Genomic DNA, 12,155 nt, shown 5'->3' on the forward strand with positions numbered 1-12,155 from the left:
CCCCCCACGGAGGACCGCGGCGCCAGGGCTGCGATGGCCCTCAGACAGACACCGATTTCTTGACGTCCTCATAGGACAATTCGGCTTTGCTGCCCGCCATCGACACTGCCCCGCGCTTCATCACCACAAAGCGGTCGGCAAGGCCGTAGGCGAATTCGAAATATTGTTCGACCAGCACGATTGCCATCGTGCCCTGATCGCGCAGGTATTCGATCACCCGGCCGATCTGCTGGATGATATTGGGCTGGATACCCTCGGTCGGCTCGTCGAGCAGCAGCAACTTCGGCTTGGTCAGCATCGCGCGCGCGATGGCAAGCTGCTGCTGCTGGCCGCCCGACAGATCGCCGCCGCGCCGGCCCAGGAATTCCTTCAGGATCGGGAACAGCTCATAGATCTCGTCGGGCACCACATGTTCGGACTTCGGCAGGCAGGCATAGGCGGTTTCGAGGTTCTCCTGCACCGTCAGCAGCGGAAAGATCATCCGCCCCTGTGGCACATAGCCGACGCCCTTGTGGGCCAGAACATGCGCCGGCAGTTTGCCAAGGCTCTCGCCGTCGAGCGTCACCGACCCGCCGGCGCGCGGATGGGTGCCCGAGATTGCCTTCAGGAGGCTGGTCTTGCCGACCCCGTTGGTGCCCATGACGCAGGTCACCTCGCCGGCGGCGGCCTCCAGATCGACCCCGTGCAGGATTTGCGACCCGCCGTAATAGAGTGTCAGCCCCTCGACTTTCAGCATGGTTCAGCGCCCCAGATAGACGTCGATGACGTCCTGATTTTTCGTGACGTGATCGAGGCTGCCCTCGGCCAGCACGGACCCCTCGTGCAGCACCGTCACCTTGCAATCGAGCCGGCGCACGAATTCCATGTCGTGTTCGACCACGACGACGGCGCGGGTCCTGGCCGCCTGCTTCAGCAGGTCTGTCGTGTGTTCGCGTTCCGCAAGCGTCATGCCGGCCGCCGGTTCATCGACCAGAAGGAGTTTCGGCTCCTGCGCCAGCAACATGCCGATCTCGAGCCATTGCTTCTGGCCGTGGCTCAACTCGCCCGACTTGCGGTGAAGCTGATCGGACAGGCCGATCTCGGCCGCCAGTTCCTCGATCCGCTGCCGGTCCGCGGCGACCGGCCGGAACGCCAGCACCTTCCAGGGGCTGCGGTCCTTCTTCAGCGCCATCATCAGGTTGTCATAGACGCTCTGATCCTCGAACACGGTCGGGCGCTGGAACTTGCGGCCGACGCCCGCCTGGGCGATCCGGCTTTCGCTCATCTTCAGCAGCGACTGGCTGAGATCGCCCCAGATCACCCGGCCCTCGTCAGGCCGGGTCTTGCCGGTGACGATATCCATGAAGGTGGTCTTGCCGGCCCCGTTCGGCCCGATGATCGCCCGCAGTTCGGCCGGGCCGATCGAGAAGCTGAGGTTGTTGATCGCCCGGAACCCGTCGAAGGTGACCGAGACGCCCGAGACTTCCAGAAGCGTGCCACTCATTCCTCGGCCTCCTTCTCGCGGAAGCTGCCCTTGTCGGGACCAAGGTCGGCGCCGTGGCGATCCGGGCTGCGGCGTCCGCCGATCAGATCGAACAGCCCGCCGATGCCCTTGGGGGCAAACAGGGTGACCAGCACGAAGCTGAGCCCCAGCAGCACCTGCCACCAGTCGACCCAGTCGATGGTGTAGAAGCCGAGCGGGATGCTCGGCACCTGCCCGCCGGTGAACATGGTCGAGAGCAGCGAGACGACGGCGGCCCCGATCACGGCACCGTAAAGCCGCCCGCGGCCGCCGATGGCAACCCAGACCGCGAGGTAGACCGAGGCGATCGGCGCCATCTCGGCCGGGTTGATGATGCCGGCCTGGGGATAGTAGAGCGCCCCCGCGATGCCCGCGATCACCGCGGTCAGGGTGAAGACGAACAGCTTGTAGCCCTCGACCGAGTAGCCGAGGAAACGGACCCGCGCCTCGTCGTCGCGGATGCCGCGAATGACCGAGCCGAACTTGCCCGACACCACCCAGGCGCAGAGCAGATAGCCAAGCGCCAGCGCCGCCGCTGAGCCCCAGAAGAACCACAGCGACAGATCGGCCTGCGGCACGCCCGAAAGGCCGGGGATGTTCTGCAGCCCCGAAAGCCCGTTGTTGCCGCGCAGCCCGCTGTCGTTCTGGAACAGGTAAAGCGACAGCGCCAGCGTCATCGCCTGGGTCAGGATCGAGAGATAGACCCCGGCGACCCGGCTGCGGAACGCAAGCCAGCCGAAGACCAGCGCCAGAACGCCCGGGACCAGCACAACGAGGACAAGCTGCGCCGGCAGGCTGTGGGCAAAGCTCCAGACCGGGGGAAACTGGCTTGACCCCACCACGCCGAAGATCTGGTTGCCGATCGCATCGACCACCTCCTGCGGGGTCGGCGGGATCGGAGCATTGGCAAGCGAGGCGACGACGATCATCTCGGTGCGGGCATACATCAGCCACATGCCGATCATGTAGCCGCCGAGCCCGAAGAACGCCATGTGGCCAAGGCTGAGGATGCCGGTGTAGCCCCAGACCAGATCCATCGCGAGCGCCACGAGGCAGAGGCAGAGCGTCTTGCCGAGCGTCTTGACAAAGGAGGTCGAGAGCACGCCCGAGCCCGCGCTTTCGCTCATGAAGGTCACGGCGAGGGTGAAGAGCGCAAGGGCTGCGAGGAAGTAGAGCACCGAGGGGTTGCGGGTCAGGAAGGAACGGCTCATGCGCGGCCTCCGTCGACGTCGCGGGGGGCCAGCCCCCCGCACCCCCCGGGATATTTGCAAACAGAAGAAGACGCAGGTCTTTGCACCGGGGTCATGGTCAGTCTCCCGCGGCCCGGCCCTTGAGGGCGATGATGCCTCTGGGGCGGAACTGGATGAAGATGATGATGAAGATGATCATGTAGGTCTGGGCGGCGAGCGTGTTGCTGGGGTTGAACCATTCGATGCCCTTCTGCAGGAAGCCGATCATCGCGGCGCCGAGAAGCGTGCCCCAGATGTTGCCGACGCCGCCCACGACCACGGTCATGAAGCTTTGCACGATATAGTCCTGGCCGAGTTCCGAGGTGACCTTGGCATAGAGCCCGATGGCCACGCCCGCGATGCCGGCGATCCCCGAGCCGAGCCCGAAGGTCAGCATGTTGATGCGGTCCGGGTTGATGCCCATCGAACCGGCCATCTTCGGGTTCTGGGTCACGGCACGCACCTCGAGCCCGAGCCGGGTGCGTTTCATGATGAACAGGAACAGCGCGAGGAAGATCATCGCCAGCACGAAGATGGCGATGCGGATGTAGGAGATCGAGACCACATCGTTCAGGGTAAGCGCACCATCGAGCCAGGAGGGCGAGGTCAGCGGCCGGGCCTGGGTGCCGAAGATGTTCTTGGCGAGCTGCTGGAGCGCGATCGAGATCCCGAAGGTCGCGAGCAGGGTTTCGAGCGGACGGTTGTAGAGCCAGCGGATCACCAGCCGTTCCATCGCGACGCCTGCCGCGAAAGTGACGGCAAAGGCAAGCGGCAGGGCTATGAGGATCGAGACCGTGTAGTTCGGCACGATCTGCTGGACGACATAGCCGGTATAGGCGCCCATCATGATGAACTCGCCATGGGCCATGTTGATCACCCCCATCACCCCGAAGGTGATGGCAAGTCCGATGGCGGCAAGGAAATAGATCGAGGCCAGCGACAGCGCGTCGAGCGACAGGTCGATCGCCTGCATCAGCCCGACCCGTGTGTTGACGCTGTGCAGCGTCGCCGTGGCCGCATCGGTCAGCGCCACCGAGGTCTCGTTGTAGCGGTCGTAGAAGGCGTGCGAGGCGATGGCCTGCTCGACCTCGGCCGCAGTTGCGGTCGGCGGGACCAGTGCTGCCTCGGCCAGCGTGGCATAGGCGCGGTCGCGGGCATTGTCGTCGTTCAGCTCGCTCACCGGCACGCCGCCGACACGGCCGTCGACGATATGGGATTGCAGGGCTGCCAGGATATCGCCGCGGGTCAGCCTGGCCTCGGCCAGCCCCTGGGCGACCAGCAGCCGATAGGCGTCGTCTTCCGAGAAACCGTCCTGGCCCGGGGTCAGCGTGTTGCGGATGTTCAGACCTGCGGGCGGAGTCGTTCCCGGGGCCGCCTCGCGCGTCGTTTCGAGAAGCGGGTTCAGCGCGCCGCGCACATCGACACCGAGATCGCCCTTGAAGCTTGCGATTGCATCGACCCGTTCGGCCTCGTCGGCGCCATAGGAGATCGACAGCAATCGCTCCAGCCGCACCTTGCGGGTCTTGATCTCAGGATCGGTCTCGTCCTCGATCGCGGCACGCAGCGCCACCAGGTGTTCGGGGGCGGGGTCGCGCTGGATCGCGTCGAGTGCCGCACTGCGCCGCTCTGCGTTTTCGTCCATGAGCTGGAACTGCACCAGCGCCGCGCCGATCATCGCGCGCACGCCGCTGTTGGGCTTCAGCTGGTCGATGTCGCGCTTGCCGGCCTCGCCCGCGGGCTGGCCTGTCGCGATGTCGGTCAGCTGGTAGCCGTCACCCGCCTTCTTGGCATAGAAGAACAACCCGTCGGACTTGCGCTGCCACAATTCCTTGCCCTGCCAGGCTTCGAGCACCGCCTGCGCCTCGGGCAGACCGCTGTCGCGCAGCGCGTCGATGGCCGGGGCGATGGTCTGGCGCGAGCTTTGTTCGATCAGCGCGCGGTTCTGCTGCAACAGCGTCTGGATGGCACTGTCGTCCTGTGCAGAGGCCACGCCGACGCACAGCATCAGGCCGGTCAGAAGTGCCAATAGTCGTGGTATCATTGCCTGCCTGCGCCCAATGGGGTCGGGAGGGCGCGGAACGCCCTCCCTTTTTCAATTCGGATCAGTAGTTCGACTTGATCTGCACGCAGGTCTTGGTCTCGGTGTTGTACATGCCGCAGCCGAGGTCGGCCCAGTCGGACACAAGCACCGCCGATTCCGGAAGGAAGTCGGTCCAGGCGTCGCCCGGCACCGGCTCGGTCTGGCTGATGATGTCGAACTGGCCGTCATCCTCGATCTCGCCGATCAGCACCGGCTTGGTCAGATGGTGGTTCGGCAGCATGGTCGCGGTCGAGCCGGTCAGGTTCGGGAATTCCTGGCCGATCATCTCGGCAGAGACCGCATCGACATCGGTGGTGCCCGCCGCCTCGACCGCGTTCACCCACATGTTGAAGCCGATATAGGTGGCTTCCATCGGGTCGTTGGTCACGCGGCTGTCGTCGCCGATGAACTTGTGCCAGCCTTCGATGAAGGCGGCGTTCTCGGGCGTGTCTGCGGACATGAAATAGTTCCAGGCCGCCAGGTGTCCGACGAGGTTGGTGGTGTCGAGGCCCGACAGTTCCTCTTCGCCGACCGAGAAGGCGACGACGGGGATGTCATCGGCCGACACGCCCTGGGCTGCCAGTTCCTTGTAAAAGCCGATGTTGGCGTCGCCGTTGATCGTCGAGATCACGCCGACCTTCTTGCCATCGGCCCCGAGCGCCACCACGTCCGAGACGATCTTGGACCAGTCGGAATGGCCGAACGGTGTATAGTTGACGAAGATGTCGGACTCGGGGATGCCCTTCGATTTCAGATAGGCCGCGAGGATATTGTTCGTGGTCCGCGGATAGACATAGTCGGTGCCGAGCAGCGCGAACTTCTCGATCCCGAGTTCGTCAAGAAAGTAGTCCGTCGCCGGGATCGCCTGCTGGTTCGGGGCGGCACCGGTATAGAACACGTTCTTCGAGCTTTCCTCGCCCTCGTACTGGACCGGATAGAACAGCAGGCCGTTCAGTTCCTCGATCACCGGCAGAACCGATTTCCGGCTGACCGAGGTCCAGCAGCCGAAGATCACGTCGACATCCTCGACGGTCAGCAACTCGCGCGCCTTTTCGGCGAACAGCGGCCAGTCCGAAGCCGGGTCGACCACCACCGCCTCAAGCTGCTTGCCGAGCACCCCGCCCTTGGCGTTCTGCTCGTCGATCAGCATCAGGACGGTATCCTTCAGCGTGGTTTCGGAAATCGCCATGGTGCCCGACAACGAGTGCAGAACGCCGATCTTGATCGTGTCGTCGGCGGCAAGCCCGGTCGTTGCATAGACCGCAAGCGCTCCGACCAGAGCGGAAGTCATCCGAATGTTCATCTGTCGCAAATATCCCTGTTGAAAGGCACCCCTGGGAACTGGCCGCTCCTCCGATCGCCCCGCATTTCCCCGGGGCGCCATCCGACCGTTCCGGCCCATGGGTACCGGTTTTTATCGATTTGCGGCGGGCTCGGTCCTGTTCGTCTTCGGCCGCCGCGCCGAGGGCCGGATCTCGACCCTCTCGCGCTGCATCAAAGGAAAAGCGCGCCAAGCGGGCAAATGCTGGGCAACGAACGGACGATTGCGCATACAGATTTGTGAACGGCGCACGAAAGCTATGCGAAATTAGTGCAATTCGCTGATATTCACGGCTGTTGTTGAAGATTGCGGCAGGGCGCATCGGCAAGGATTCGCGCGCCTGAGACGGCAACGGCCCGGGCAAGCCTGCGCATGCCCGGGCCGTCTGCTGGTTACTGCTTGTCGCTGCGCAGAACCTGCAGCACGATCGCGACCAGCGGCCCGATCACACTCATGCTGATTGCGCCCAAGGGATCCCGCGCGATCCGGCGCAGGCCGAGGACAATGTCGTTCACTTCTTCGACGGCGCTCTCGGCGTCGCCTTGCAGATCGGCGATGGCCATGTCGCGCATCTGGGTAATCTCGGCCAGGTCGGCCTCGGCCGAAAGCCCGCCGGCCCAGACCAGCAGCAACCCGGTCAGAACCAGATTAACCGCAGCAACGATCAGCGCCGCCAGCGCCGGGCCAAGCGAACTCCAGAGCGAGTAGAACGCCGCGATGTTGAGCATCACAAGACCGACCGCGCCGAGGATCAACGCGGCCCCCGCGATGATGGTCTGACGTCGCACCACGGCCATGTGGCGTCGCGCGATCATGCGTTCGGATTTGACGATGACGGCGATGTTGCGCCCGATGCGGCTGCTCATCTGTGTTCTCCTAGCGTGTGCGACCGAGGATGTAGCCCACCACGAGGGCCCCGAAAGCGGTGGTCAAAAGCGGGTTTCGCTGGTGCATGTCCTTGGCCTCGGAAACGAAACGTCGGAACAGGGCCTCGAGTTCGGTTCGGTCGATCTGCCCGAGAGCCCAGTCGAGCCGCCCGCCCTCGGCCGCGGCATCGCCGTCGTCCGGGGCATCCGCCGCGTCCGTACGGACCGCGGCCTGCGCCTCGGCCAGCAGCCGTTTGAGTTCTTCAAGCTCGGCCTCGAGTTCTGCCTTGGTCGCCATCGTTCAGTCTCCCTGTACCACTTCCGTCGAAATCGGCATCCCGCCAGTCTCCTCGGGACCATCGGAGGGCAAGGCGCTGCCGCCGTCCTCTGCCCCCAACGCGCCGTCGCCCGACATCAGTACGGCCAACCACCGGGTCTGCGGAATGTTCCCCAGCACGATCATCAGGCAGGCGGTGATCGGCACGCTCAGCAACGTTCCGACGATGCCCCAGACCGCCCCCCAGAAGGTCAGACCAAGGATGATGACCAGTGGCGACATGTTCAGCGAGCGCCCGGCAATCGCCGGTTCCAGCACATTTCCGATCACGAACTGCACCGCCCCGCAGCCGAGCGCAATGACAAGGAACGGCGACATCGAGTCGAATTGGATCAGCGCCACGATGGAGGGGAAGACCACGCCGAGGATCGAACCGACCGAGGGGATGTAGTTCAGCGCAAATGCCAGCAGCGCCCAGGTCTCGGCGAATTGCAGTCCCATGGGCTTCATCACCGCATAGCTGAAGACGCCGGTCAACAGGCTGGCGAAGGTCTTGACCTTGACATAGGTCTGCAGCCCGACAGTGATCGAATGCACGAGGTGGCGCACCTTGCGCCCCGACGCCTCGTCTGGGGCGGCAATCGCGATCTTGCTGGTCATCGGCCCGCGTTCGAGCAGCATGAACGGCAGATAAAGCCCGACGACGAAGACAAAGGTCATGAAACTGCTCGCAGGCCCGATTGCCTGCCGTGCCAGCCGCGGCATGCTGATCTTGTCGAGCGACTCGCGCATCGACTGCGCACTCTCATCGCCCAGCACGGCCGCGACGCGGGTCACCATATCCTCGATCTGATCGCGGTATTCGGGGATCGCCGAGGCAACCGAACTGGCCTGACTGACCAGGATCAACACCATCAGGGCCAGTCCCGACAACACCAGCGCGAGTCCCAGCACATGGGCCAGCCAGCCCGGAACCCGACGCCCCATCACCTGAAACCCTGCGATCTGGTCGATCACCGCGGTCAGCAGCACAAAGACAAGGATCGCGAATGTCAGCGGCAGCAGGAAGCCCGCGCCATAGACCAGCCCGATCACCCCGAGCGTCAGGATCAGCAGCAGGTCGCGCCAGAAGGACAAGGTCCCAAGGGAATTGGTGCCGTTCATGCCGTGGCCCCCTTTTGGATCGGTCCCGGCACCGACGCCCCGACCGCCGGACCGTGGCGCCCGGTGGTGGGATCGTTGTGTCTAGAACACCGGCTCATGGGAAATTCCGACCCCGCATGCGGCCTGCCTGTCTGGTTGCCGAAAAAAAGAGGCTACCCTTCAAGAGCTACCATGCAGGCACGGGATTCCAAGTGGAAAGCGGCGCGGAAGCGGTGCGCCGCGGAGGTGGCCGGCCCCATAACGGCCCTTGTCCACCGTCGCGCCGCGCCTGTGCAGAACTTTCCCTCCGCCCCGGGCTGCGACGCCCGGTCGCGCTGCCATCGCTGTATCAACCGCCGGGCGGCGTGACACCGGTGCGACAGTATCGTGACAGGATGGTGACGGCTTTGTCCCGCTGGCGTCGTGCAATCGCTTCTTTCTGCAGCAAAATTCAGCATGTCGGGGATGGTATGGCGCGTGCCACCAGATCTCGGCGCCTCCTGCAATCAGGCCACCCCACCGCCGGGCACTGGCGCAGAGACGCCGCGCCCGGCTGAAACAACCCTTTGCCATGTGCAGCCTGTGGAAAACCCGGTGGATGAACCCGGGAAATCGCCGCGACCTCAGTCGAGCCGTGCCTCCAACCGGTCACAGAGCCAGCCGACCCCCCGGTGCAGCGCCAGCGTCAGCAAGGCCAGTACCAGCAGGGCCGCGAACATCAGGTCGATTTTCACGCGCCCGTTGGCAAGAAGCATGAGATAGCCAAGCCCCCCGGCCGCGCCGACCCATTCGCCGACGACCGCCCCGATCGGGGCATAGACCGCCGCCAGCCGCAGACCCGAGGCAAGGGCCGGGATCGCCGCCGGCACCCGGATCCGCCACAGCAGCCGCGTCGGGCTCGCCCCCATGGTCCGCCCCAGATCGAGCCAGCCGGGCGGCGTGCGCATCAGCCCGTCGAAAAAGGCCGAGGCGACCGGGAAATAGATGATCAGCACCGCCATCAGGACCTTGGACCAGATGCCATAGCCGAGCCACAGCGTCAGCAGCGGTGCCAGCGCAAAGACCGGCAGCGCCTGGGTCGCAACCAGCGCCGGGCGGATCAGATAGCGCGCCGCGGACGACACCGCCAGCAACAGCGCCGTCGCGACCCCCAGAGCGGCCCCCAGCACCATCCCGATCAGGACCTCGGTCAGGGTGATCCCGGCGTGGTGTGCGATCAGCCGCCAGTTCGCGACCAGCGCCTCGGCGACGCGCAAGGGTCCGGGCAGGATATAGGGCGGCAGATGGCCGAAACTGACCAGCGCCTGCCAGAGGCCCAGAAACAGCGCCGTCACCAGCGCTCCGCGCAGCAATCCCGCCATCAGCCCGCCTCCCGCAGCGCGGTCAGCAGGCGGGCCTGAAATGCCAGCATCGCCGCATCGTCCACCGCCCGCACCGGCAATGTCGCGGGCGGCGGCGATTCGACCAGCCCATTGCGGTCGAGCAGACAGACCCGATGGCCGAGCCGCGCCGCCTCGCCCGGATCGTGGGTGACCAGCAGCACGGTGCGCCCGGCCAGCGTCTCGGCCGCGAGTTCCTGCATGTCGGCGCGGGTGCGGGCATCGAGCGCCGAGAACGGCTCGTCGAGCAGCACCACAGGCCGGTCCTCCATCAGCGTGCGGGCCAGCGCCACCCGCTGTCTTTGCCCGCCCGACAGTTGCGCGGGGCGCTTGTGGGCGTGTTCGGACAGCCCCAGCCGGTCGACCAGCGCCATTGCGGCGGCAAGGTCGGGCGTCTCGGCCCTCAGCCGGGCCCCCAGCGTGACATTGCCGAGGACATCGAGCCAGGGCAGCAGCAGATCGGTCTGCGCCATATAGGCGACGCGCGGCGCCACCGGCCGGCCATCGCTTGCCGTGATCGTGCCGTCGAAATCGACCCCGGTCTCAAGCCCCGCGATCAGCCGCAGGATCGTCGACTTGCCGCTGCCCGATGGTCCCAGGAGGCAGGACCAGGCGCCTGCGTCGATCCGCAACGTCAGCGGCGCAAACAGCGGCACCGCGCCAAAGCGCGCCGTCCCCTGCAGCTCTATCCCCGGCGCCTCTGCCATCGCTCAGCCCTGCTCCAGTCCCATCTGCCAGAACCCGACCTCAAGCCGGGTCGCCATCGCGAACCGCCCGCTCAGCCGGTCCCAGCGCGGCGACGCGGCAAAATCGGCCCCGATCCGCCGTTCCAGCGCGCCGTCGATCAGCGCCCCGACATCGCGGCAGAGCTGCTGGTAGCCTTCATCCGCGTAGCTGTCGATCCATGGACGATAGGCCGTGTCGGCCGCCGCCGTCTCAGCCAGCCGCGCGCCGATCTCGCCATAGCCCATGACGCAGGGCGCCAGCGCTGCCACCAGATCGGCGAAATCCCCCGAATGCCCGGCATCGAGCACATAACGGGTATAGGCGAGGTTCGCCGGGCTCTCGACCGCCGAAAACAGCGCTGCCTCGGGGATCCCGGCCTCGGCGCAGACCGTGACATGCAGCGCCATCTCGTGGTTGATCAGCCCGTCCACCGTGGCGGCGGCAGCGCGCATTTCCTCCGCCGTCTCTGCCTTGACGACGCCAAGCGCCCAGGCGCGGGCGAAATGGACGAGGAAGACATAGTCCTGCACCAGATAATGCAGGAATGCCGCGCGCGGCAGGCTTCCGTCGCCCATCCCCTCGACAAAGGGATGGGTGACATAGGCGGTCCAGTCCGCCTCGGCCGCCGCGCGCCACATCGCAAAGGCCCGGCCATAGTCGGGGTGGGTCATTGCCACATTCATTGCGCGCCGAGATCTATCGCCAGATTACTCACCGGCTGCGCCGTCTCGATCAGCCCGACCTCGGCCAGAAACGCCTCGAAATCGGCATAGCGCCCGGCGTCGAGCCCCGCGGGGCTGAGCGCGAACCGCGGCCAGGTATCGTCCCACGCCTTCGCGTTCAACTCGTCCTGCAACTCGGGCGCGGTGGCGGAAAAGATCTGCCATGCCTCGGCCGGATGGTTGACGATGTATTCCGTCGCCTTCTCGGTCGCCTTCAGGAAACGCCGCAGTTTGGGCGCATCCATCAGCTCGGGGTTGGCGACATAGATCAGTTCGTCATAGGTCGGCAGGCCTTCTTCCTCGACATAAAAGCAATGCCCCGGCACGCCGTCGATCTGCATCTGGTTCAGCTCGATGTTGCGATAGGCGCCGATCACCGCATCGACCTGCCCCGCCATCAGCGCCGGCGACAGCGACCAGTTGACGTTGACCAGCGTCACGTCTTCGAGGCTCAGCCCGGCATTGGCAAGGATCCGGCCGAGCAGCGCCTCTTCGACGCCCGCCACCGAATAGCCGACCTTGCGGCCCTTCAGATCCGCGATCTGCTTGACCGGGCCATCCTCCAGCACCATCAGGCAGTTGAGCGGCGTGGCGATCAGCGTGCCCACCCGTTTCAGCGGCAGCCCCTCGGCCACCTGCAGGTGCAGTTGCGGCTGATAGCTGACCGCGATGTCGGCCTTTCCCACCGCCGCCAGCTTCGGCGGATCCGACGGGTCCGAGGGCGCGATGATCTCGACCTCCAGATCCGCGTCGGCGAAATAGCCCATTTCCTGTGCCACGATGATCGGCCCGTGGTCGGGGTTCACGTACCAGTCCAGAACCACGGTCATCTTGTCGGCGGCAAGGGCCGGGGTGGCGGCGGCGAGTGCCAGAAGGATTGCCGGAATGCGCATGTCGCGTCTCCTGTCGTT

Annotated in this window: 12 protein-coding genes; all 12 read right to left on the reverse strand. The window is 65.5% G+C overall.

Going from position 1 to position 12,155, the window contains the following annotated elements; all coding sequences use genetic code 11:
* Positions 1-40 precede the first annotated feature (40 nt).
* Entirely contained in the window at positions 41-736 is a 696-nt protein-coding gene (gene urtE / locus DQG17_RS08890; RefSeq protein WP_116132337.1) for an urea ABC transporter ATP-binding subunit UrtE, read from the reverse strand.
* Between the two features lie 3 nt (positions 737-739).
* Positions 740-1,483 carry an urea ABC transporter ATP-binding protein UrtD gene (urtD, locus tag DQG17_RS08895; RefSeq protein ID WP_116132338.1) on the reverse strand — a complete coding sequence of 248 codons (744 nt, stop codon included), beginning with the start codon at positions 1,481-1,483 and terminating at the stop codon, positions 740-742.
* Positions 1,480-2,712: an urea ABC transporter permease subunit UrtC gene (urtC, locus tag DQG17_RS08900; protein WP_116132339.1), complete on the reverse strand. Its 1,233-nt coding sequence runs from the start codon at positions 2,710-2,712 to the stop codon at positions 1,480-1,482. The genes urtD and urtC overlap by 4 nt, the downstream gene beginning before the upstream one ends.
* Before the next feature lie 97 nt (positions 2,713-2,809).
* Positions 2,810-4,771, reverse strand: coding sequence for an urea ABC transporter permease subunit UrtB (gene urtB / locus DQG17_RS08905; RefSeq protein WP_116132340.1), 1,962 nt, complete (start codon positions 4,769-4,771; stop codon positions 2,810-2,812).
* 61 nt (positions 4,772-4,832) lie between these two features.
* Positions 4,833-6,101, reverse strand: a complete 1,269-nt coding sequence (gene urtA, locus DQG17_RS08910; RefSeq protein ID WP_369908004.1) for an urea ABC transporter substrate-binding protein — start codon at positions 6,099-6,101, stop codon at positions 4,833-4,835.
* A gap of 422 nt (positions 6,102-6,523) precedes the next feature.
* Positions 6,524-6,997, reverse strand: coding sequence for a phage holin family protein (locus DQG17_RS08915; protein WP_116132341.1), 474 nt, complete (start codon positions 6,995-6,997; stop codon positions 6,524-6,526).
* A gap of 10 nt (positions 6,998-7,007) precedes the next feature.
* On the reverse strand, positions 7,008-7,295 hold the full coding sequence (locus tag DQG17_RS08920; RefSeq protein ID WP_116132342.1) for a hypothetical protein: 288 nt from the start codon (positions 7,293-7,295) through the stop codon (positions 7,008-7,010).
* A gap of 3 nt (positions 7,296-7,298) precedes the next feature.
* Entirely contained in the window at positions 7,299-8,438 is a 1,140-nt protein-coding gene (locus tag DQG17_RS08925; protein ID WP_116132343.1) for an AI-2E family transporter, read from the reverse strand.
* A 602-nt stretch (positions 8,439-9,040) separates the two neighbouring features.
* Positions 9,041-9,778: an ABC transporter permease gene (locus tag DQG17_RS08930; RefSeq protein WP_116132344.1), complete on the reverse strand. Its 738-nt coding sequence runs from the start codon at positions 9,776-9,778 to the stop codon at positions 9,041-9,043.
* Positions 9,778-10,503 carry an ABC transporter ATP-binding protein gene (locus DQG17_RS08935; protein ID WP_116132345.1) on the reverse strand — a complete coding sequence of 242 codons (726 nt, stop codon included), beginning with the start codon at positions 10,501-10,503 and terminating at the stop codon, positions 9,778-9,780. Before DQG17_RS08935 ends, DQG17_RS08930 begins: the two co-directional genes overlap by 1 nt.
* A gap of 3 nt (positions 10,504-10,506) precedes the next feature.
* The gene (gene tenA / locus DQG17_RS08940) at positions 10,507-11,193 is read right to left on the reverse strand and encodes a thiaminase II (RefSeq protein ID WP_116132346.1); all 687 of its coding nucleotides are present in this window, start codon (positions 11,191-11,193) and stop codon (positions 10,507-10,509) included.
* A gap of 8 nt (positions 11,194-11,201) precedes the next feature.
* Positions 11,202-12,137, reverse strand: a complete 936-nt coding sequence (locus DQG17_RS08945; protein ID WP_116132347.1) for an ABC transporter substrate-binding protein — start codon at positions 12,135-12,137, stop codon at positions 11,202-11,204.
* Between the last annotated feature and the right edge of the window lie 18 nt (positions 12,138-12,155).

The organism is Tropicimonas sp. IMCC34043 (assembly GCF_003390845.1).
In the GTDB taxonomy this organism is placed as follows: Bacteria; Pseudomonadota; Alphaproteobacteria; order Rhodobacterales; family Rhodobacteraceae; genus Tropicimonas.

Coding starts and splice junctions, on each gene's coding strand:
- DQG17_RS08915 (WP_116132341.1), bottom strand. CDS start 6,997: ATGAGCAGCCGCATCGGGCGCAACATCGCCGTCATCGTCAAATCCGAA.
- tenA (WP_116132346.1), bottom strand. CDS start 11,193: ATGACCCACCCCGACTATGGCCGGGCCTTTGCGATGTGGCGCGCGGCG.
- DQG17_RS08925 (WP_116132343.1), bottom strand. CDS start 8,438: ATGAACGGCACCAATTCCCTTGGGACCTTGTCCTTCTGGCGCGACCTG.
- urtB (WP_116132340.1), bottom strand. CDS start 4,771: ATGATACCACGACTATTGGCACTTCTGACCGGCCTGATGCTGTGCGTC.
- urtC (WP_116132339.1), bottom strand. CDS start 2,712: ATGAGCCGTTCCTTCCTGACCCGCAACCCCTCGGTGCTCTACTTCCTC.
- DQG17_RS08920 (WP_116132342.1), bottom strand. CDS start 7,295: ATGGCGACCAAGGCAGAACTCGAGGCCGAGCTTGAAGAACTCAAACGG.
- DQG17_RS08945 (WP_116132347.1), bottom strand. CDS start 12,137: ATGCGCATTCCGGCAATCCTTCTGGCACTCGCCGCCGCCACCCCGGCC.
- DQG17_RS08935 (WP_116132345.1), bottom strand. CDS start 10,503: ATGGCAGAGGCGCCGGGGATAGAGCTGCAGGGGACGGCGCGCTTTGGC.
- urtE (WP_116132337.1), bottom strand. CDS start 736: ATGCTGAAAGTCGAGGGGCTGACACTCTATTACGGCGGGTCGCAAATC.
- urtA (WP_369908004.1), bottom strand. CDS start 6,101: ATGACTTCCGCTCTGGTCGGAGCGCTTGCGGTCTATGCAACGACCGGG.
- urtD (WP_116132338.1), bottom strand. CDS start 1,483: ATGAGTGGCACGCTTCTGGAAGTCTCGGGCGTCTCGGTCACCTTCGAC.
- DQG17_RS08930 (WP_116132344.1), bottom strand. CDS start 9,778: ATGGCGGGATTGCTGCGCGGAGCGCTGGTGACGGCGCTGTTTCTGGGC.